The organism is Bradyrhizobium sp. MI1.3, from assembly GCF_055811695.1.
The window spans coordinates 135,380-156,885 of sequence record NZ_JBVVPQ010000007.1; the positions used below are offsets into that span (position 1 = coordinate 135,380).

General features: G+C 65.5%; 17 protein-coding genes and 1 tRNA gene. 6 read left to right on the forward strand and 12 right to left on the reverse strand.

All coding sequences use genetic code 11. The features are described from left to right. The first annotated feature begins 205 nt into the window (after positions 1–205). From addB to AC0L3A_RS07185, 4 genes are all read left to right on the forward strand, one after another. Complete coding sequence (gene addB, locus AC0L3A_RS07170) at positions 206–3,352, forward strand: double-strand break repair protein AddB (protein WP_007598396.1); 3,147 nt, start codon at positions 206–208, stop codon at positions 3,350–3,352. Further along, a complete protein-coding gene (gene addA, locus AC0L3A_RS07175; protein ID WP_007598397.1) occupies positions 3,346–6,855 on the forward strand; it encodes a double-strand break repair helicase AddA in 3,510 nt (1,169 codons plus the stop codon). Before addB ends, addA begins: the two co-directional genes overlap by 7 nt. Before the next feature lie 63 nt (positions 6,856–6,918). Further along, positions 6,919–7,239 (forward strand): thioredoxin, encoded by a 321-nt coding sequence (trxA, locus tag AC0L3A_RS07180; protein ID WP_007598398.1) that lies wholly within the window; start codon positions 6,919–6,921, stop codon positions 7,237–7,239. Between the two features lie 145 nt (positions 7,240–7,384). Next, the gene (locus AC0L3A_RS07185) at positions 7,385–8,398 is read left to right on the forward strand and encodes an ATP-dependent DNA ligase (protein WP_007598399.1); all 1,014 of its coding nucleotides are present in this window, start codon (positions 7,385–7,387) and stop codon (positions 8,396–8,398) included. Positions 8,399–8,499: 101 nt separating this feature from the next. On the opposite strand, the gene AC0L3A_RS07190 is transcribed toward AC0L3A_RS07185, so the two are convergent. From AC0L3A_RS07190 to aroA, 12 genes are all read right to left on the reverse strand, one after another. Beyond that, positions 8,500–9,240, reverse strand: a complete 741-nt coding sequence (locus AC0L3A_RS07190) for a metallophosphoesterase family protein (protein ID WP_007598400.1) — start codon at positions 9,238–9,240, stop codon at positions 8,500–8,502. A gap of 102 nt (positions 9,241–9,342) precedes the next feature. Continuing rightward, positions 9,343–10,686, reverse strand: a complete 1,344-nt coding sequence (locus AC0L3A_RS07195; RefSeq protein WP_007598401.1) for a bifunctional folylpolyglutamate synthase/dihydrofolate synthase — start codon at positions 10,684–10,686, stop codon at positions 9,343–9,345. Next, entirely contained in the window at positions 10,683–11,624 is a 942-nt protein-coding gene (accD, locus tag AC0L3A_RS07200; protein WP_007598402.1) for an acetyl-CoA carboxylase, carboxyltransferase subunit beta, read from the reverse strand. The genes AC0L3A_RS07195 and accD overlap by 4 nt, the downstream gene beginning before the upstream one ends. Before the next feature lie 137 nt (positions 11,625–11,761). Then, complete coding sequence (gene trpA / locus AC0L3A_RS07205; RefSeq protein ID WP_007598403.1) at positions 11,762–12,598, reverse strand: tryptophan synthase subunit alpha; 837 nt, start codon at positions 12,596–12,598, stop codon at positions 11,762–11,764. Beyond that, on the reverse strand, positions 12,595–13,812 hold the full coding sequence (trpB, locus tag AC0L3A_RS07210; protein WP_007598404.1) for a tryptophan synthase subunit beta: 1,218 nt from the start codon (positions 13,810–13,812) through the stop codon (positions 12,595–12,597). Before trpB ends, trpA begins: the two co-directional genes overlap by 4 nt. Further along, entirely contained in the window at positions 13,809–14,480 is a 672-nt protein-coding gene (locus AC0L3A_RS07215; RefSeq protein WP_007598405.1) for a phosphoribosylanthranilate isomerase, read from the reverse strand. The genes trpB and AC0L3A_RS07215 overlap by 4 nt, the downstream gene beginning before the upstream one ends. 81 nt (positions 14,481–14,561) lie before the next feature. Next, the gene (locus tag AC0L3A_RS07220) at positions 14,562–14,954 is read right to left on the reverse strand and encodes a lipopolysaccharide assembly protein LapA domain-containing protein (RefSeq protein ID WP_007598407.1); all 393 of its coding nucleotides are present in this window, start codon (positions 14,952–14,954) and stop codon (positions 14,562–14,564) included. 71 nt (positions 14,955–15,025) lie between these two features. Further along, positions 15,026–15,331, reverse strand: a complete 306-nt coding sequence (locus AC0L3A_RS07225; RefSeq protein WP_007598410.1) for an integration host factor subunit beta — start codon at positions 15,329–15,331, stop codon at positions 15,026–15,028. 171 nt (positions 15,332–15,502) lie between these two features. Beyond that, on the reverse strand, positions 15,503–16,483 hold the full coding sequence (gene sppA, locus AC0L3A_RS07230; RefSeq protein ID WP_007598412.1) for a signal peptide peptidase SppA: 981 nt from the start codon (positions 16,481–16,483) through the stop codon (positions 15,503–15,505). A gap of 265 nt (positions 16,484–16,748) precedes the next feature. Then, complete coding sequence (rpsA, locus tag AC0L3A_RS07235; RefSeq protein ID WP_007598413.1) at positions 16,749–18,455, reverse strand: 30S ribosomal protein S1; 1,707 nt, start codon at positions 18,453–18,455, stop codon at positions 16,749–16,751. Positions 18,456–18,722: 267 nt separating this feature from the next. After that, positions 18,723–19,361, reverse strand: a complete 639-nt coding sequence (cmk, locus tag AC0L3A_RS07240; RefSeq protein WP_007598415.1) for a (d)CMP kinase — start codon at positions 19,359–19,361, stop codon at positions 18,723–18,725. After that, positions 19,358–20,695: a 3-phosphoshikimate 1-carboxyvinyltransferase gene (aroA, locus tag AC0L3A_RS07245; protein ID WP_035993851.1), complete on the reverse strand. Its 1,338-nt coding sequence runs from the start codon at positions 20,693–20,695 to the stop codon at positions 19,358–19,360. The genes cmk and aroA overlap by 4 nt, the downstream gene beginning before the upstream one ends. 172 nt (positions 20,696–20,867) lie before the next feature. On the opposite strand from aroA, the gene AC0L3A_RS07250 reads away from it, so the two are divergent. Both AC0L3A_RS07250 and AC0L3A_RS07255 read left to right on the forward strand, forming a co-directional pair. Further along, positions 20,868–21,278, forward strand: coding sequence for a TIGR02300 family protein (locus tag AC0L3A_RS07250; RefSeq protein WP_007598417.1), 411 nt, complete (start codon positions 20,868–20,870; stop codon positions 21,276–21,278). Positions 21,279–21,344: 66 nt separating this feature from the next. Next, positions 21,345–21,420, forward strand: a tRNA-Ala gene (locus AC0L3A_RS07255). Positions 21,421–21,506 lie beyond the last annotated feature (86 nt).

Here is a 21,506-nt window from a genome sequence, read left to right on the forward strand (position 1 = left end):
ACGGTGCCGTAGGGTGGGCAAAGCGAAGCGTGCCCACCATCTAAGCTGAAATTCGCGGAAACATGGTGGGCACGGCGCGTTGCGCCTTTGCCCACCCTACGGCACCTGTTCTGGTCCGGCGAACAGCGGGGACTATCTCCCTCCACCCATATCCATTTGAGTCCGCCTCCCTATATTGGCGCCTGATTCCCGAATCAGGCAGCTCATGCGCGTTTTCAGCGTTCCCATCTCAGTTCCGTTCCTGCGCACCGTCGTCTCCAGCCTGCTCGACGGCCGGCTGGTCGAGGGCTTTGAGGCGCGCAAGGAACCGGCGCGGCTGGCGGACGCCACGCTGTACCTGCCGACACGGCGCGCCATGCGCGTCGTCCGCGAGATCTTCCTCGACGAGATGAAGGCGGATGCGGTCGTGCTGCCGCGCATCGTCGCGCTCGGCGACATCGACGAGGATGAGCTCGCTTTCGCCGATGAGGGCGAACAGTTTTCCGGCGCAACGCCGCTCGACATTCCGCCGCGGCTCGGCGAGCTCGAACGGCGGCTGACACTGGCGCAGCTCGTCGCGGCCTGGGCCAAGGGCCCGGTGCTGTCTCCGCTGGTCGTCGGGGGCCCCGCCTCGACGCTGGCGCTGGCTTCCGATCTCGCGCGTCTGATCGACGACATGGTCACGCGCGGCGTCGACTGGAGCGCGCTCGATGGCCTCGTACCTGATATGCTCGACCGGTACTGGCAGCACTCGCTTGAATTTTTGCGTATCGCGCGCATCGCTTGGCCGGGTCATCTCGCCGAAATCAAACGCATCGAGCCCGCTGCCCGCCGCGACCTCCTGATCGATGCCGAAGCCAAGCGGCTGACCGCGCATCACCAAGGCCCCGTGATCGCGGCCGGTTCGACCGGCTCGATGCCGGCCACGGCAAGATTTCTCCATGCAGTCGCCTCGCTGCCGCATGGCGCCGTGGTGCTGCCCGGCCTCGACACTGATCTCGACGACGATGCATGGCGCAGCATCGGCGGCGTACGCGATTCGCTCGGCAAGTTCGCTGAGCACCCGGTCTCGAACCATCCGCAATATGCCATGCACGCGCTGCTGGATCGGTTTGGCATCAAGCGCAGCGACGTCGATAGTCTCCAGCCACCGGCGGAAGGCGGTCGCGATCTGCTGGCGTCGGAATCGATGCGGCCCTCGGCCAAGACCGAGATATGGCACGACCGGCTGAAGCAGCCGGATGTGGCCGCGAAGATCACCGGCGGCATGAAGAACCTCGCGGTTGTCGAAGCCCCCAACCCGGAAATGGAAGCGCTCGCCATCGCCATCGCGATGCGCGAGGCGCGGCACCTCGACAAATCCGCGGCGCTGGTCACGCCCGATCGCGCGCTGGCGCGGCGGGTGATGGCTGCGCTGACACGATGGGATCTCGCATTCGATGATTCCGGCGGCGATGTCCTGATGGAAACCGCCGCCGGCGTCTTTGCGCGACTGACAGCGGAGGCTGCGACCAAGGGATTGGAGCCGCCGACGCTGCTGGCGATGCTGAAGCATCCGCTATGCCGGATCGGCCGGGCGTCTGGTGCATGGAAGGCGGCGATCGAAGACCTGGAGCTCGCTTTGTTGCGCGGCACGCGCCCGCCCGCGGGCACCGCCGGCCTGTTGCGCGAATTCAATCGCTTTCGCGAGGAACTGGCAAAGCTGTGGCGCAGCGAGGTCTCCGCGCTGCACAAGGCCGAGCCGCGTGCACGTCTCAAGGCCGAAGACCTCGATCGCATTCAGGTGCTGATCGATGGCTTACGACAAGCCTTGGCGCCGATCGAGAGTCTTGCATCATCAAGACCATATGACTTCGCCGAACTCGCGCATCGGCATCGCGAGATCATGATCGAGCTGTCGCGCGACGAGCAGGGCATCCCGCTGGCGTTCGAGGAGCGCGAAGGCCTCGCGCTCGCGAGCGCCTTCGACGATCTCCTGCGCGGCGGCACGACCAGCGGATTGATGGTCACGCTGCCCGACTACGCAGACGTCTTCCAGACCGCGTTCAGCGATCGCGCGGTGCGGCGGCGGGACAGGCCGGGCGCGCGCTTGCAGATCTACGGCCCGCTGGAATCGCGCCTGATGCAGGCCGACCGCATCATCGTTGGCGGCCTGATCGAGGGGGTCTGGCCACCGGCGCCGCGGATCGATCCGTGGCTGAGCCGACCGATGCGGCACCAGCTCGGCCTCGATCTGCCGGAACGCCGCATCGGCCTCTCCGCCCACGATTTTGCGCAACTGCTCGGTGGCGACGAGGTCATCCTCACCCACTCCGCCAAGGCCGGCGGTGCGCCGGCGGTCGCCTCGCGCTTCCTGCATCGGTTAGAGGCGGTCGCGGGCGATGCGCACTGGAAGGCCGCGATTCGCGCGGGCGAGAAATACGTGCGGTTCGCAGCCGCGCTGGACCAGCCCGACGAGGTGAGACCGATCAAGCAGCCCGAGCCGCGACCGCCCCGCGCGACCCGGCCGCTCAGGATGTCTGTGACCGGGATCGAGGACTGGCTGCGCGATCCCTATACGATCTACGCAAAACACATTTTGCGGCTCGACGCGCTCGATCCCGTCGACATGCCGCTGTCGGCCGCCGACCGCGGCTCGGCAATCCATGATGCGCTCGGCGAGTTCACGGAACGCTACGCCACCGATCTGCCAGATGATCCCTCACGCGTGCTGCGCGCGATCGGCGAAAAATACTTTGCGCCATTGATGGAGCGACCCGAGGCGCGGGCGCTGTGGTGGCCGCGCTTCCAGCGCATCGCGCGCTGGTTCGGCGAATGGGAGACGGCGCGGCGCGGCGCGATCGAGGTGATCACCGCGGAAACCCGCGGCGAAATCTCGATCCCGCTCGACCATGGGCGCAGCTTCCGTCTCTCCGCTCGCGCCGACCGCATCGAACGGCGCCAAGGCGGCGGCTACGCTATCCTCGACTACAAGACCGGCCAGCCACCGACCGGCAAGCAGGTCCGCATGGGCCTGTCGCCGCAGCTCACGCTGGAAGCCGCGATCCTGCGCGAGGGCGGTTTTCCCGACATCGATGCTGGTGCGTCCGTGAGCCAGCTCGTCTATGTTCGCCTGAGCGGCAACAATCCGCCGGGCGAGGAGCGCGTTCTCGAGCTCAAGTATAGGCAAGGCGACGAGCCGCAGCCGCCGGACACCGCGGCTGCTGAGGCCAGGGCCAAGCTCGAGGCGCTGATTCGCGCCTTCGACGACGAGAACCAGCCCTATACCTCCTTGAACCTGCCGATGTGGACCAACCGCTACGGCGCCTATGACGATCTCGCCCGGATCAAGGAATGGTCCGCGGCCGGTGGATTGGGGATCGAGGAATGGTGAAGGCACCGCGCCCCATCCCGGATGAGTTGCGCGCGCGACAGGCGCGCGCATCGGATCCGACCGCGTCGGCCTTCGTGTCGGCCAATGCCGGCTCGGGCAAAACGCATGTGCTGGTGCAGCGCGTGATCCGCCTGCTGCTCTCGGGCGTGCCGCCGGAAAAGATCCTCTGCATCACCTTCACCAAGGCGGCTGCCGCCAACATGGCCGAGCGCGTGTTCACCACGCTCGGGCATTGGGTGACGCTCGACGACACCGCGCTCGATGCGGCGATCCGTGACGTCGGCATTCCCCATCCGGACCGAAAACTGCGGCGCGAAGCGCGCAAGCTGTTCGCCTGCGCGCTGGAGACGCCGGGCGGGTTGAAGGTGCAGACCATCCACGCGCTGTGCACGCGCCTGCTCCAGCAGTTTCCGTTCGAGGCCAATGTCCCCGCGCGCTTTGCCGTGATCGACGAGCGCGACCAGACCGACATGATGGAGCGCGCCAATCTGAAGGTGCTGCTGGAGGCCGCGCGCGACCCTGAAAGCATCACCGGCCGCGCGCTGCAGACCGCGATGGCGAGCGCCGCCGACGTCACCTTCAAGGAGGTCGTGCGCGAGGCATGTCTCAGCCGCGACCACTTCATGGCCTGGACCGATGAGGCCGGCAACGCCGAGGCCGCTGCTGCGCAGATGGCGGCCGTGCTGGGCGTGGACGCAAACGACCGCATCGAGGATGTCGAGACGGAGATTCTCGACGGCCCGTATCTGCCGCGATCGCGCTGGGACGACATCGCCTTCGCGCTGGAAGACGGCAGCAAGTCCGACAACGACCAGGCCAGCCGGCTCCGCGAAGCAAAGGCGTTTTCCGGTGCCGCGCAGGTCGATGCCTATCTCTGCGTCTTCCTGACCGACGAAAAGCTGCCGCGCAAGGCGGTGCTGACCAAGAAGTTCGGCGAGCAGAAACCATCCGTCGCCCGCCTGTTCGAGAACGAGGCGCAACGCCTGGCAGGATTGATCGAGAAGCGCCGCGCGGTGACCATGCGCGACCGCAGCGCGGCCCTGCTGCATATCGCAACCGCCGCCGCCGCAAACTACCGTCGCGAGAAGCAGGAGCGCGGCCTGCTCGACTATGACGATTTGATCGACAAGACGCTGGCGATGCTCGACCGCGTTTCCTCGGGCTGGGTGCATTACAAGCTCGACCGCGGCGTCGATCACGTGCTGATCGACGAAGCCCAGGACACCAGCCCGCGGCAATGGGACATCGTCGCGCACATCATCTCGGAATTCACCGCCGGCGAAGGTGCGCGCGAAGGCCTGAATCGCACCGTCTTCGCTGTCGGCGACGAGAAGCAGTCGATTTTCTCCTTTCAGGGTGCTCAGCCCCGGGAGTTCGACGCACGCCGACGCGAGCTGCACCGCAAGTTCACGGCGGCCGGACTGAAATTCGATCCGGTCGCCTTCACCTATTCGTTCCGCTCCGGCGCCGCGATCCTGCATTCGGTGGACCACGTCTTCCGCGAGCCCGCGATCTACAAGAGCATCCATTCGCTCGAGACCGGTCATCCCCTGCACAACGCTCTCGGCGATGCAGGTCCCAGCGTGATCGAGCTCTGGGACCTTGCGGAAGCCGACGACAGGCAGGAGATCGAGGGCTGGCGCGCGCCGTTCGACGGCGTCGCCGCCACCAGCCCAGAGGTGAAGCTCGCGCGCCGGATCCAGACCGAGATCAAGCGGCTGGTCGAGAGCGGCACGCTGACGGGCCACGAGGGCGAGCGGCGTCCCCTGCGTTATGGCGACATGCTGATCCTGGTGCGCCGCCGCGGCAACGCGTTCGATGCAGTGATCCAGGCGCTGAAGCACGCCAACGTTCCGGTCGCCGGCGCCGATCGGCTCAAGCTCACTGAGCACATCGGAATCATCGACCTAATGAATCTTGCGGACGCGCTGCTGCTGCCGCAGGACGATCTCGCGCTCGCGGTGGCGCTGAAGAGCCCGCTGTTCGGGCTCGATGACGACGATCTGTTCCAGCTGGCCCATGACCGCAAGGGATCGCTGCGCCGCGCGCTCGGCGAACATGCCCCGACAAGCGAGACATTCACTGCGGCGTTGCGACGCCTCGAAGCCTGCGAAACCCGAGCCCGCGAGGAGACGCCGTTCGCCTTTTACGCCTGGTTGCTCGGGGGCGACGGCGGACGCGCGCGCATGCTGCGCCGGCTCGGCCATGAGGCCAATGACGCGCTCGATGAGTTCCTGGAGCTGGCGCTGAATTACGAGCGCAAGGCGCCGGCCTCGCTGCAGGGTTTCATGGCCTGGCTGCGCTCGGCCGATACTGAGGTGAAGCGCGACATGGAGATCTCGCGCGACGAGGTGCGGGTGATGACCGTGCACGGCGCCAAGGGCCTGGAGGCCTCGGTCGTGTTCATGGTCGACACCACATCGTCGCCCGCGGATTCGCAGCGGCTCCGGCTGATCCAGGTCCCGCGCGGCAATGGCGGCGAGGTGGTGGTCTGGGCCGGACGCAAGGCGGACGATCCCAAGCCCGTCGCCGACGCCCGCAAGGCGATGCTCGAGGAGACCGAGGACGAATACCGCCGCCTGCTCTACGTCGCGATGACGCGCGCCGCCGACCGGCTCATCGTCGGCGGCTGCATGCCCGGCAACATGAAGACGGTCCGCAAGCTGAGCTGGTACGATCTGGTCGACACCGGGCTCGCCGGCTCGGGCCTGGCGAAAGAGACGATCGAGACGCCGCTGGGAAAGGTAACGCGCTTCTCCCGACCGGAGGATGTCGTGGCGCTGGGCACGCCCGCGATCTCGTTGGACCAGACGACCGCGCTCCCGGTCTGGCTGCGGACGCCGGTACCGCCCGAGACCATCGAAGACGATCCGGTGCGCCCCTCCGGCCAGCCGTCCGGGGAAGGCCGCACCGTGCTGTCGGGCGAATCAGTGCAGTCCCGCGCGCTCGCGCTGCAACGCGGCACGCTGGTGCACCGGCTGCTGCAATCGCTCCCCGACATCCCCACCGAGCGTCGGCGCGAGGCCGCGCTCGGCTTCATGGCGCGCAATGCCGCGGACTGGGCGGAGGCCGACCGGGCCGCGCTGGCCGACAAGGTGCTCGCCTTGATCGCCGAACCACGGTTTGCCCCCGTGTTTGCCGCCGGCAGCCGGGCGGAGGTCGCGATTGTCGGCAGGCTGGAACGGCCGGGCCACGCTCCCGCGCTGGTGTCCGGCCAGATCGACCGGCTGGTCGTTCGGCCGGATGAGGTCTTGATCGTCGATTTCAAGACCAATCAGGCGGCTTCCAAGAGCGCCCATGCGGCGCCCGCCGCCTATGTCCGGCAGCTGGCGCTGTACCGGGCGGTGCTATCGAGGCTTTATCCCCAAAAGCCGATCCGCGCCGTCCTGCTCTGGACCGAGGCCCTTGAATATATGGAGATTTCGGCTCCCGCGCTGGACGCGGCGCTGGCATCTCTTCATCTCGGTGTGAGCGTCCTTGACCCGGCAAGGAGCCATTCATAGGTTGGCGCCATGATCTCGGGCGCGATTCCCGTCGCGCCCTTCTCTCAGGTACGAGGTACTCCCATGGCCGTTGGTAAGGTTTCTGACACCGATTTCGAAGCCGAAGTGCTCAAGGCAAACGGCCCCGTGGTCGTCGATTTCTGGGCCGAATGGTGCGGCCCCTGCCGCATGATCGCACCCGCGCTCGACGAGATCGCCGGCGCGATGGGCGACAAAGTCAAGATCGTGAAGCTCAACGTCGACGAGAGCCCGAAGACCGCGTCGAAATATGGCGTGATGTCGATCCCGACCCTGATGATCTTCAAGGGCGGCGAGATGGCCTCCCGCCAGGTCGGCGCGGCGCCGAAGGCGAAGCTGCAGCAGTGGATCACTTCCGCGGTCTGATCCGGCTCGCACAAGAATATTTTTGGAAACGGCCGGCGAAAGCCGGCCGTTTTGCGTTGATGGGACATGTCCAGCGTATGATGAGTCCCGCCTGTTGCCTCCTCCTCCCGCAAAGTGCGCGCGAAAATCGACGTCCCTCGTGGCGATGGAGGCGCGCTCGGTCGACGAGATCCCGCGCGGCAAGGAGTGGCAATACGAGCCGAAATGGGATGGCTTCCGCTGCCTGCTGTCGCGCAACGGCGGCAGCATTGATCTGCGCTCGAAATCCGGTGAAGACCTCGCGCGCTATTTCCCTGAGATCGTCGCCGCGGCGCTGAAGCTGAAGGCGGATCGCTTCACGCTCGACGGCGAGATCGTCGTGCCGCACGGCAAGGGATTTTCCTTCGACGCGCTCCTGCAACGCATTCACCCTGCGGCGAGCCGCGTGAAGAAGCTCACGGAGGAGACGCCGGCGCTCTATCTCGCTTTCGATCTGCTTGCGACGGCCCGGGAGAAACAACTTGCCGAGCAGCCGCTGAGCGAACGACGGCCGGCGCTGGAAGCGTTTGCCAAGGCCCATCTGAAAGGCAGCATCTTCCGCCTCTCACCGGCGACCACGAGCTACGCCATTGCGAGGAAATGGCTGGCGCAATCCGGCGGCGGCTCGGACGGCGTCATCGCCAAGCGCATCGACCTGCCCTACCAGGCGGGAAATCGCGACGGCATGCAGAAGATCAAGAAATTCCGCAGCGCCGATTGCGTGGTCGGCGGCTTCCGCTATGCCACCAACAAGATCGCCGGCCGGAAGGTGGTGGGATCGCTGCTACTCGGACTCTATGACGACGAAGGTCTCCTGCATCATGTCGGCTTCACCTCGGCGATCAAGGCGACGGACAAGCCCGGTCTGACCGATCGGCTGGAGGCGCTGATCGGCGAGCCGGGCTTCACCGGCAACGCGCCGGGCGGGCCGAGCCGCTGGTCCACCGAGCGCTCGGCCAAGTGGTGTCCGCTCAAGCCGAAGTTGGTGATCGAGGTTTGCTACGACCATTTCAGCGGCGAGCGCTTTCGCCACGGCACCTCGATTCTGCGCTGGCGTCCCGACAAGGCCCCGCGGCAATGCAGCTTCGAGCAGCTGAAGCAGAAGGTGGCCGATCCGATGAAGCTGTTGAAACAGCCGTAACCGGTAGCCCGGATGGAGCGCAGCGTAATCCGGGGCCGTCGTCATTTGTGGCACGATTCCTGGATTGCGCTTCGCTCCATCCAGGCTACGAGGCGACGGCGCTAGGCAATCCATCCCGTCGCCAGCGCGTTCGCCAGCTCCGGCTGGCCGTTGCGGCGAGCAAGCGCGGCCATCGCCTCATGATCGTAGACGACATGGTGGAACGTGACCTGCCAGGCACCATCGGCCAGCTCGAGGATCGCGTAACGCGCGTGCGGCGTACCGGCCTCCACGACATGCGGGAACGGATGCTTGTCGCGATAGCCGGGGCTGCCGACGCTGCCGGGATTGACGATCAGCCTTCCATCTCGAAGTCGCACGGCACGGGCGAGATGGGTGTGGGCGCACAGGATCAGCGATTGCGTGATGCCTTGCGCAAATTGCTCGATGCGATCGAGCGGCGACAGCGCCACCGCGCCGTCGGGATGCACGGTATCGAGCCAATAGACTTCGTCACTGTCGGGCGTCGCGTGGCAGAGGAACACCTGCTCGCGAAAGACGCGCGTCATCGGCTGGGCACGCAGCCAGTCGAGTTGCGCGGCGTCGAGCGCTGCATGGGCCGGACGATCCCACGAACCCATCTTCTCCGGAGGACGGTCGAGCAGATAGCGGTCGTGATTGCCGAGCACGTGCACGGCATCGAGCTGCATCAGGATTTCGATGGTCCGGCCGGCATCGAGCGGACCGCTCAGCATGTCGCCGAGATTGACGATGTCGGAGACGCCTTGCGCGCGGATGTCGGCGAGCACAGCTTCCAGCGCGAGGTAATTTCCGTGGACGTCGGCAATCGCTGCAAAACGCATGGGTCTTCCTGTAGCCCGGATGGAGTGAAGCGTAATCCGGGGCCTTTGTCGCTTTTGGTACAATCCCGGATTGCGCTTCGCTCCATCCGGGCTACCCAACCTCTATGCAGGAGGCGTGCCGTTGATGGCGAGCACGTGGCCGGCGAGATAGAGCGAGCCGGTGATCAGGATGCGCGGCGGCACTTCGTAGGCGAGCTTCGCCAAGGCGCGCAGTGCGGCCTCGACGCCGGGCGCGGGCTCGACGCGCATGCCGAGGCTGCGGGCGGCATCCGTGAGGCGGTCGACCGGCATCGCGTTGTCGGTGTCGGGAATCGGCACCGCGATGATGTGACGGGTCAAACCGGCGAAATTGGCGAGAAAAGCCTGCGCGTCCTTGTTGGCCATCATGCCGGCGATCACGACCAGCGGCCGCGACACCCGCTCTTCGAGATCGCCGAGCGCGGCCGCCGCAACGCGGCCGCCTTCCGCATTGTGGCCGCCGTCGAGCCAGATCTCCGAGCCCTGCGGGCCGAGAGCGAGCAACTCGCCCGAAGCGATGCGCTGCATCCGTGCCGGCCATTCCGCACCGACGATCCCGGCCTCGAACGCCGCTTGGTTGATCTTGAAGGCGTTGGTGGCCCGCAGCGTTGCGATGGCGAGACCGGCATTGTCGAACTGGTGGCGACCGAACAGGCGCGGCGCTGTGAGATCCATCAAGCCGCGCTCGTCGGAATAAACCAGGCGCCCGTGCTCGACGTTGACATGCCAGCTCTCGCCCGCGGCAAACAACGGCGCCCGCATGCGCTTGGCCTGCGCCTCGATCACGGCCATCGCCTCACCCGGCTGCTCGGCGCACACCACGGGCACGCCCTGCTTGATGATTGCAGCCTTTTCGCCGGCGATCGACGTCAAAGTATCGCCGAGGAAATCCATGTGGTCCATGCTGATAGGCGTGATCACGCAGGCCGCCGGCGCGTCAACCACATTGGTTGAATCAAGCCGGCCCCCAAGGCCGACCTCCAGCAGAACCACATCGGCCGGGTTCTGCGCGAACAGGTGAAATGCAGCCGCCGTCTTGAGCTCGAACAGGGTGGCCGGCTCACCGGCATTGACACGCTCGACCTCTTCCAGTGCCGCGCGCAACTCGTCGTCATCGACCAGCACGCCGCCGCCGACGCGGCCGAGCCGGAAACATTCGTTGATGCGAACGAGATAGGGCGATGTGTAGGCGTGGACGCGCAGGCCTGCGGCTTCCAGCGTCGCGCGCAGATAAGCCAGCGTCGAGCCCTTGCCGTTGGTACCGGCGATGTGGATCACCGGCGGCAGCTTGCGCTCGGGGTGACCGAGCCGCTCGAGCAGGCGGTGCATCCGATCCAGCCCGAGATCGATGCGTTTCTGATGCAGGGCCGACAGCCGCCCGATCAATTCGCCGAGCGGCGGCTTTGCGCTGTCAGAGGAAGCGTTCACGCGTGCGGCGCGGCCGGCGCCGTTTCGGGAGCCGATACGATCTGCGCCGGGCTCACGACCGGCTGCACCGGTTTGGATCCACTCTCCAGCGCCGGCGCCCTGGTCAACAGACGGCAGAGCCGCGCCAGGGTCGGGCGCAATTCGTGGCGATGCACGACCATGTCGACCATGCCGTGCTCCTTGAGATATTCGGCGCGCTGAAAACCCTCGGGAAGTTTTTCGCGAATGGTCTGCTCGATCACGCGCGCGCCGGCAAAACCGATCAGCGCACCGGGCTCGGCGATCTGCACGTCGCCGAGCATCGCGTAAGACGCGGTGACGCCGCCGGTGGTCGGGTTGGTCAGCACGACGATGTAGGGCTGTTTCGCTTCACGCAGCATCTGCACCGCGACCGTGGTGCGCGGCATCTGCATCAGTGACAGGATGCCTTCCTGCATGCGCGCGCCACCACTGGCGGCGAACACGATGAAGGGTGATTTCTTCTCGACCGCAAGCTCGAGCCCGCGCACGATGGCTTCGCCCGCGGCCATGCCGAGCGAGCCGCCCATGAAGTCGAAATCCTGCACGGCGACGACGACGGCGGCACCTTCGAGTTTGCCGTAGCCGACCTTGATCGCGTCGTTGAGGTTGGTTCGCGCGCGCGCATCCTTGATGCGATCCACGTACTTCTTCTCGTCACGGAACTTGAGCGGATCGGGCGTGACGTCAGGCAGCGCGACGTCGTACCAGGTCTCGTTGTCGAAAATCGACTTCAGACGCGCCACCGCGTTCATGCGCATATGATAGTTCGAGCCGGGGATGACGAACTGGTTGGCCTCGACGTCCTTGTAGAACACGAGCTGTCCGGAATCCGGGCACTTGATCCACAGATTCTCCGGCGTCTCCCGCCGCAGCATGTTGCGGATCTTCGGCCGGACCACATTGGTAAGCCAGTTCATGGTTTGCTCCGATGTGCGATCCCGCCTGGGGACCGCCTGAAGAGATATATGGCGGCCGGGACCCGGCCCGGCAAGCCGCCATATCGTCGGCCTTGCTCGTCGGACTTGCTCGCCGGACTTGGCAGCGAAATTGTGGCCTATTCCGCCGCCTGTTGCGCGCCTTTGACGCCCTGCGCGAGTGCCGCCGTCAGCTCAGCGACGGCGTTGACGGTTTTGCCGGTGGCGTGCCCGTCCGCATCGAGGCTGTTCTTGAGGGCATCGACCAGCGCGGTGCCGACCACGGCGCCATTGGCATGCGAGGCAATCGCGCGGGCATTCTCCGGCGTGCGGATGCCGAAGCCGACGCAGACCGGCAGCTCGGTGTGCCGCTTGATGCGGATAACGGCCTCGCCGACGGCGGAGGCGTCCGCAGCCGCCGCACCGGTGATGCCGGTAATCGCGACGTAGTAGACAAAGCCCGAGGTGTTGGCGAGCACGGCCGGCAGGCGCTTGTCGTCGGTGGTCGGCGTCGCCAGGCGGATGAAATTAAGGCCGGCCTTCATCGCGGGCAGGCAGAGCTCGTCGTCCTCTTCCGGCGGCAAATCGACGATGATGAGGCCGTCGATGCCGGCGGCTTTCGCATCGACCAGGAATTTGTCGACGCCGTAGATGTAGATCGGGTTGTAGTAGCCCATCAGCACGATCGGCGTCGTGTTGTCGTCCTTGCGGAAGCCGCGCACGAGATCGAGCGTCTTCTTCAGCGTCATGCCGGCCTTGAGCGCGCGCAGACCTGCCGCCTGGATCGAGGGACCGTCGGCCATCGGATCGGTGAAGGGCATGCCGAGTTCGATCACGTCGGCGCCCGCTTTCGGCAGCGCCTTGATGATCTCGAGCGAGGTCGCCGGATCGGGATCGCCGGCCATCACGAAGGTGACGAAGGCCGAGCGGCCGGCTTTCTTCAGCTCTGCGAAACGGGTGTCGATACGCGTGGTCACTTGCTCTTGCCCCTCAGGATGTCGCCGACCTGCGGGACGTCCTTGTCGCCGCGGCCGGAGAGGTTGACGACCATCAGGTGATCTTTTGTCCGCTTCGGCGCGAGCTCCATCACCTTGGCGATGGCATGTGCCGGTTCGAGCGCGGGGATGATGCCTTCCAGCTTTGACAGCAGCTGGAACGCTGCGAGCGCCTCGTCGTCGGTCGCGGAGAGATAGTTCACGCGGCCGATCTCGTGCAGCCAGGAGTGCTCGGGGCCGATGCCGGGATAGTCGAGGCCGGCGGAGATCGAATGCGCGTCCTGGATCTGGCCGTCCGCGTCCATCAGGAGATAGGTGCGGTTGCCGTGCAGCACGCCGGGACGGCCGCCCGCGATCGATGCCGCATGCAGTTGCGTCAGCCCGTGGCCCGCAGCTTCGACGCCGAAGATCTCGACCGAGGAATCGTCAAGGAACGGATGAAACAGGCCCATCGCGTTGGAGCCGCCGCCGATGCAGGCGACCAGCGAATCCGGCAGGCGGCCTTCGATCTCCTGCATCTGCGCCTTGGTCTCATTGCCGATGATCGACTGGAAGTCGCGCACCAGCGTCGGATAGGGATGGGGCCCTGCGACCGTGCCGATGCAGTAGAACGTGTTGTGCACGTTGGTGACCCAATCGCGCAGCGCCTCGTTCATGGCGTCCTTCAGCGTGCGCGTGCCCGACTGCACCGGGACCACCGTTGCGCCCAGCATCTCCATGCGGATGACGTTGGGCTGCTGCCGCTCGACGTCGACGGCGCCCATATAGACGATACATTCCAGGCCGAAGCGCGCGCACAGCGTCGCGGTGGCGACACCGTGCTGGCCGGCGCCGGTCTCGGCGATGATGCGCTTCTTGCCCATCCGCCGCGCCAGCATGATCTGGCCGAGCACGTTGTTCACCTTGTGCGAGCCGGTGTGGTTGAGCTCTTCGCGCTTGAGATAGATTTTGGCGCCGCCGAGATGTTCGGTCAGACGCTCGGCGAAATAAAGCGGCGAGGGCCGGCCGACGTAATTCTTGAGATAGCCGTTCATCTCGATCTGGAAGGCCGGATCGGCCTTGGCATCGGTGTAGGCTTTCTCCAGATCGAGGATCAGCGGCATCAGGGTTTCGGCGACGAAGCGTCCGCCGAAAATGCCGAAATGGCCGCGCTCGTCGGGGCCGCTGCGATAGGAATTGGGTTTTACAACATTCATCGGACGCTCAACTCTTGACTTGCATCTTGGCTTGCGCGCGCGGCGCGAATGAAGGCCTTGATCATCCCGGGATCCTTCACGCCCGGGGCGCTCTCGACACCGGAGGAGACGTCCACACCACCGGCGCGGGTGACGCGAACGGCTTCGGCGACGTTGTCGGCGCTGAGGCCGCCCGAGACCATATACGGCAACGCAAGCTCCAGGTTTCCGAGCAAATGCCAATCGAACGGTGCACCGAGGCCGCCGGGCCGGGTCGCGTCCTTCGGTGCGCGCGCGTCGAACAGGATGCGTTCGGCCACCTCTGCGTAGCCGGGCAGCACGGCGAGATCGGCTGACGTTGCGACCGGCACGACCTTCATCACCGGGCGACCGAACCGCTGCTTGATGTCGCGCAGCCGGGCCACGCTTTCCGTGCCATGAAGCTGGAAAATGTCCGGCGACAGCGCGTCCATGATGTTGTCGAGCGTGGCGTCGTCGGCATCGACGGTGAGGGCGACCTTGAGCGCGCGCCGCTTCACCTGCCGGCCGAGCCCCCGGCCGGCTTCCAGCGACAAATGCCGCGGGGACGGCGGGAAGAACACAAAGCCCACCATGTCGGCACCCGCCTCGAGCGCCGTTTCGAGCGTCTCGGGCGTGGACAGGCCGCAGATTTTGACGAGCAGGGACATGTTCTCGACGGATATGGGCTCAAAGCAAATGGAGGCCGCAGGTCCGCGGCCGGAAAACGGGCTTTTCGGTCGCGGCCGCTTCTACAACGTCGCGCGCTGCTTGTCTCGCCCGACGGGCCCGTAAAGCCCCACCCCGGAGGGAACGGGGAGGCGCTGGGACTCGGGCCTTGCTGCGGCCGCCTGGGCCCGCAGATCGGCCAGCTCGCCTCGCGCGGCCCGGGCATCCGCGTCATGCCGGCGCGCCGCACGCCGCCAGTGCCGCTGGCCGAACCAGACGGCACAACCGCCCGCGAGAACCCCGAGCGCGGCCACCACGATCAGGAGCAGGAACAGCGGCAGCGTGACCGAGAATGACGGGTCGTTGGACACGAAGGGATCGAACGAGACCGTGACGAAATGCCGGTTGGCGACGGCAAAGATCATCAGGATCAGGCCCAGCGGAATCACGACCAGCGCGGTCAGGAATTTTCGCATCTCGGCTCGCTCGCCTTGAATCAAAGTTGCGGCCGCATCGGTGGCGACCGCCGGAAACCCTGAGGTGGACCTCAGTCTGGCGCGCCTGGATCCGGATGGTCGCGATTCAACCGTTCGCGCATTTCCTTGCCGGTCTTGAAGAACGGAACGCTCTTCTGATCGACAGGCACATGGGCGCCGGTGCGCGGATTGCGCCCTGCGCGCGCAGGGCGATGCTTGACCGAGAAGGCACCGAAGCCGCGCAACTCGACGCGGTCACCGCGCGCGAGAGCCGCTACGATCTCTTCGAGAATCGCATTCACAATGTTCTCGACATCCCGCTGGTACAGATGCGGGTTGTGCTCGGCGATACGCTGAACAAGTTCGGATTTGATCATCGAGAGATAGGACCCGGGAGCGTGCGGACGACCATTTCCGTGAAAATACCGTGATCTGTCAAGACGCTAAATGAAGGTTGAGCGTCGTGAAAATACGTGACAAATGCCAAAAAAGCAGGCTGGCCCTGCACGCGCCGAACGGGAAAAACCTCCGGGGCTCGCCCGGTTCCGTCAGTTCGACGCCGCCGGCTGCCACAAGGCGAGCATTCCATCCATTCCGAGCCGATCGACCGCCTGTGCGACGCCGGTTTGTCCGATTTGATGCGCAATCGAGCCTAAACCCAGTGCTTCCAGCGTCACTGCGGCCGCCGTCTTGAGGAACGGCAGATCGCTGAAGCGCGGCTGCAGCTTGTAATCGCGCACGGAGAGCCCCTTCTTGACGCCCTTCTGCTCGACCAGCCAGGTCACGGCGGTCTTCTCGTCGCCGATCTGGTCGATCAGCTTGAGATCGATGGCCTGGCGTCCGGTGAAGACACGGCCATCAACCACTTTCTCGAGCTGCGTGTCATCCATGCCACGCCGATCCTTCACCAATCCCTTGAACCAGGCATAGGAATCCTTCACCAGCGCATCGAGCGCGGCCCGTGCCTCGGGGCTGGTTGGCTCGAAACCGTTGGGCGCGGCCTTCAGCGGCGTGGACTTTACCTCCTCGACCTTGACGCCGACGGTCTTCAACAGCTCCGAGACGTTCGGAAACTGGAACAGCACGCCGATCGAGCCGACCAGCGAGCTCTGCTGGGCGATGATGTGATCGCTGGCGATCGCGGTGATGTAGCCGCCGGAAGCCGCGAGGCCTTCGACGACGACTACGAGCGGTTTCTTCGCCTTCAGACTCACAAGGGAATCGTAGAGCTGCTCGGAGCCGGCGGTGGTGCCGCCCGGCGAGTTGATGTGGACGATGACGGCGGCAGCCTGCGAATTCTCCAGCCGCTCGAGCGCCTGCGTGCGATCGGAATCGCTGCGGATCAGGCCGTCGATCTGGACCCGCGCGATCGAGCCGGCGGACGCGAACGTGCCGCGCGCACCCGGCGTCGCGACCAGTGCGAAGCCAGCGATCGCCGCGATCGCGATCAGCGCGGCCAAGACGCGCCAGAACGTCAGCTTGCGGCGGATCCTGCGGCGATCGACGATGATGTCCGAATCGAGCGACATCGAGATATCTCCAAATGAAAGGCCAGGCGCGTTGTGCCGTCGCAGCGTCACCATTGGCTTATCTGGATACATCAATTGCGGCGCAATTAGAAGAAAACAAGGCCGGTAGCGGCGTAGCCCGGATGGAGCGCAAACGTAATCCGGGGTTCTCGCCTCACGGAGAGGCTTTCCCGGATTGCGCTTCGCTCCATCCGGGCTACGACCTCAACAACAAAAAAGCCCCGGCTCGCGCCGGGGCTTTGGTGCAGCGAAACCTGCGTTTCGCTTACTTGGTGTCGCGGTTCTTGAGCGCGGTGCCGAGAATGTCGCCGAGCGTCGCCCCCGAATCGGAGGAGCCGTACTGCGCGATGGCTTCCTTCTCTTCGGCGACTTCGAGCGCCTTGATCGACACCTGGACCTTGCGGGCCTTCTTGTCGAACTGGATCACCCGGGCATCGACCTTCTCGCCGACGGCAAAGCGTTCGGCGCGCTGATCGTTGCGGTCACGGGCGAGCTCCGAGCGCTTCACGAACGTGGTGAAGTCGGTACCGGTGATCTTCACCTCGATACCGCTCTCCTTCACGTCGATCACTTCGCAGGTCACGACAGCGCCCTTCTTGACGTCGCCCGGCTCGGCGAAGGGGTCGCCTTCGAGCTGCTTGATGCCAAGGGAGATGCGCTCCTTCTCGACGTCCACATCGAGCACCACGGCCTTCACCATGTCGCCCTTCTTGTAGTTGTCGATCACCTGCTCGCCCGGCTGCTTCCAGTCGAGGTCGGAGAGATGGACCATGCCGTCGACGTCGCCTTCGAGGCCCAGGAACAGACCGAACTCGGTCTTGTTCTTGACCTCGCCCTCGACCGTCGAACCGGTCGGGTGACCTTCGACGAAGACCTCCCACGGGTTGCGCATGGTCTGCTTGAGGCCGAGCGAGATGCGGCGCTTGACGGAATCGACTTCGAGCACCTGCACTTCGACTTCCTGCGAGGTCGAAACGATCTTGCCGGGGTGCATGTTCTTCTTGGTCCACGACATCTCGGAGACGTGGATCAGGCCTTCGATGCCCGGCTCGAGCTCGACGAACGCGCCGTAGTCGGTGATGTTGGTGACGCGACCGGTGAAGCGGGCACCCAGCGGGTACTTGGCTTCGATGCCCTGCCACGGATCGTCCAACAGCTGCTTCATGCCCAGCGAGATGCGGTGCGTCTCGTGGTTGATCTTGATGATCTTGACCTTCACGGTCTGGCCGATCGAGAGCACCTCGGTCGGATGGTTGACGCGGCGCCACGCGATATCGGTGACGTGCAGCAGACCGTCGATGCCGCCGAGATCAACGAACGCACCGTAATCGGTGATGTTCTTGACCACGCCGTCGATGACCTGACCCTCTTCGAGGTTCTGCACCAGCTCCTGACGCTGCTCGGCGCGGGTCTCTTCGAGAACCGTGCGGCGGGACACGACGATGTTGCCGCGGCGACGGTCCATCTTGAGGATCTGGAACGGCTGCGAGTTGTTCATCAGCGGCGCAACGTCGCGGATCGGACGGATGTCGACCTGCGAACGCGGCAGGAAGGCCACGGCACCGTCGAGGTCGACGGTGAAGCCGCCCTTGACCTGGTTGAAGATGACGCCGTTGACCTTCTCGTTGTTCTGGAAGGCCTTCTCGAGCTTGCCCCAGCTCTCTTCGCGGCGCGCCTTGTCGCGCGACAGCACGGCTTCGCCGAGGGCGTTCTCGATCCGATCGAGGAACACTTCCACCTCGTCGCCGACCTTGAGCTCGCTGTCACGGCCGGGGCCGGAAAATTCGCGCAGGGCAACGCGGCCCTCGGTCTTCAGGCCGACGTCGATGACGGCCATGTCCTTTTCGATTGCAACAACCTTGCCCTTGATGACTGAGCTTTCCTGCAGGTTGCCGCCTGCGAAGGACTCGTCGAGCATCGCGGCGAAATCGTCGCGCGACGGGCTATAGGTATCAGCAGAAGTCGAAGCCATTTGTTCTCCAGTTGCGGATGTCGTGCCGGCCGTTGGGTTCTTGGGCGCATCGTACGCGCAGTGTCGGAAGGTCCGCAGAACCTTCGAGCGACCGCTCGCTGCTCCGACCTGGAGGACGGAACAGCGGAAGCGGGCCGGCTGAGGCCCGCGCGTGCGATACGTGGAAATCTTTTGTCCGGAGCCTGGATCGCGTCGGCCCCAAGCAGGGACCGAGAGTATCGACCTCAAAGAGCGGGAGCGGGCGCTTCCTCCAATGACGGCAGCGGCTTAACCCCGCGACCGGCCCGCTCGGACGGCCTCGATAATGTCGATGGCGGCCCGGACGCCGCCTTCTATATCCAGTTGGGAGTTATCTAGCAAGTAAGCATCCGCGGCCGGCTTCAGGGGCGCGATCGCCCGGTTCTTGTCGCGTTCGTCGCGCTGGATGATGTCGGCGAGTACGGCGGCCTCATCGGCCTCCTCACCCCTCGCCTTGGCCTCCATGGTCCGGCGGCGGGCGCGGACTTTGGGGTCGGCGACGACGAAGATCTTCACGTCGGCATGGGGGCAGATCACGGTTCCAATATCCCGCCCATCGAGCACGGCGCCCGGCGGATCGGCGGCGAATTGCCGCTGAAAACTGATCAGGGCTTCGCGCACCCTTGGGATCGCCGAGACGATGGAGGCGCCCTCGCCGGCCTTCTGGGTCTTCAGGGCGGGATTGCCGAACTTCTCGGGATCGAGTTCCAGCGCCGCAGCGACCGCCGCCGCCTCGTCCCGGAGATCATGACCGGACTGCATCAGGGAATAGGCCACCGCGCGATAGATCACGCCGGTATCAAGATGACGGTAGCCGTAATGGTGGGCGAGGCGCTTGCCGAGCGTGCCCTTGCCCGACGCCGCGGGCCCGTCGATGGCGATGATCATGAAAAATCGGCCCCAAGCGAACGCATCATCGGAATGAAATCCGGAAAACTGGTGGCGATGAAGGCGGTGTCGTCGACGGTCACCGGCTGGTCGGACGCGCAGCCCATCACCAGCGCGGACATCGCGATGCGATGGTCCATGTGGGTGGCCACGACGCCGCCGCCGGGAACATGGCCGCGGCCTTCGACGATCAAATCGTCGCCGGAGACCTCGACCTTGACGCCGTTGACGCGGAGCATCGCGGCGGTGGCTTCAAGACGGTCGGATTCCTTGACGCGCAGCTCCTGGAGGCCGCGCATGATGGTCGTGCCCTCGGCAAAGGCGGCCGCCACCGCCAGCACCAGATATTCGTCGATCATCGACGGTGCGCGCTCCGGCGGCACCTCGACACCGCGCAATTTCGAGGCGCGTACGCGCAGCTTCGCCATCGGCTCGCCGGCGTCGCTGCGAACTTCACTTTCCTCAATCGAGGCACCCATTTCGCGCAGCGTGGTGAAAAGACCGGTGCGCAGCGGATTGGTCATGACGTCGGACAGAACGATTTCGGAACCTTCGACGATCAGCGCGGCAACGATGGGGAACGCCGCCGATGAGGGATCGGCGGGCACGACGACATTGGCGCCATGTAACTCCGGCTGCCCCACGAGCGTGATACGGCGGCCGTGCTGACCTTCCCGCACCGAGGTGATCTCGGCGCCGAAATGCTTGAGCATCAGCTCGGTGTGGTCGCGGCTGGCCTCGGTCTCGATGACCGTGGTGATGCCGGGCGCGGCCAGGCCCGCGAGCAGCACGGCGGATTTGATCTGCGCCGAGGCGACCGGGGTCTTGTAGGTGATCGGCAGCGGATCGCGCGCACCCTGGACCGTCAACGGCAGACGGCCGCCCTCGCCGCCGGCGACGACCTTCGCGCCCATCTTTTCCAGCGGGTCCAGAATCCGGCGCATGGGCCGGGTGCGCAGCGAGGCATCGCCGTCGAAAATCGCAGAGATCGGGCAGCCGGCGACGGCGCCCATGACGAGCCGGCAGCCGGTGCCGGAGTTGCCGAAATCCAGCGGCGCTTTGGGCTCCGCGAAGCCTGCGACACCCACGCCGTCGACTTTCCAGGCGAAATCTCCGGTGCGCTCGACCCTGGCGCCAAGCGCCTGCATGGATTTGGCGGTGTTAAGGACGTCCTCGCCCTCCAGGAGGCCCGAAATCCGTGTCTCTCCGACCGCGAGCGCGCCGAGGATGAGGGCACGGTGGGAGATCGACTTGTCTCCGGGCACCCGTACTTTCCCGGTCAGGGGACCGCTGGCGCGCGACTGGAGCGGCGTCGGCTTGTCGGAATCGGTCAAGTTTGTGTCCTTGGATAGGCCCGAAACGTCCCTGCGGGACTCGCGGGGCAGGTACCACACGGTCTCCCCGCCGTCACGGGCATGTCGTTCTCCCGTAATGCGCTATTGACAGCGGGCCGCCAACTAGCCAAGTGAAGCACCGCTTTTCAGACATTTCCAGGATTCCTCTGCCGTGGCCAAGTCCGAACTCGGAACTAAACGTATTTGCCCGACGACGGGCAAAAAGTTCTATGACCTCAACAAGAATCCGGTGATCTCGCCCTATACCGGAGAAGTCGTGCCGATCGCGCCCATCGCGCCGGCGCGCGCGCCCCGCGGCGCCGAAGCCCGCCACGCAGCCGCTGCCGCCGACGCCACGCCGGAGCCGGCGGAGGTCGAGGAGGTCTCGCTCGAGGAGGCCGATGCCGAGGAGAACACCGGCAAGGTCAAGGCCGTCGTGCCCGAATCCGAGGACGACATCGAAGTCGATGAGACCATCGAGGACGATGACGACGATGATTCGACCTTTATCGCCGACGACGAAGAGGGCGATGAGGACGTCACCGACATCATTGGTGATGTCGGCGGTGACGAAGAGACTTGAGATAATTCCAGAACTGTGGTTCTGGGTCTTTCCCGACGCGTCGCCCAAGGCGCGTCGGACGGTTAAGGGGCCATAGCTCAGCTGGGAGAGCGCTTGCATGGCATGCAAGAGGTCGGCGGTTCGATCCCGCCTGGCTCCACCACGCTTCGCCCCTAGGGGGTCCCGGGGCGCCCCCGCGCCCCCCCCCCAAGGCGGAGCGGGGGGTGCGGCGCAGCCCCCAGGGCCCAG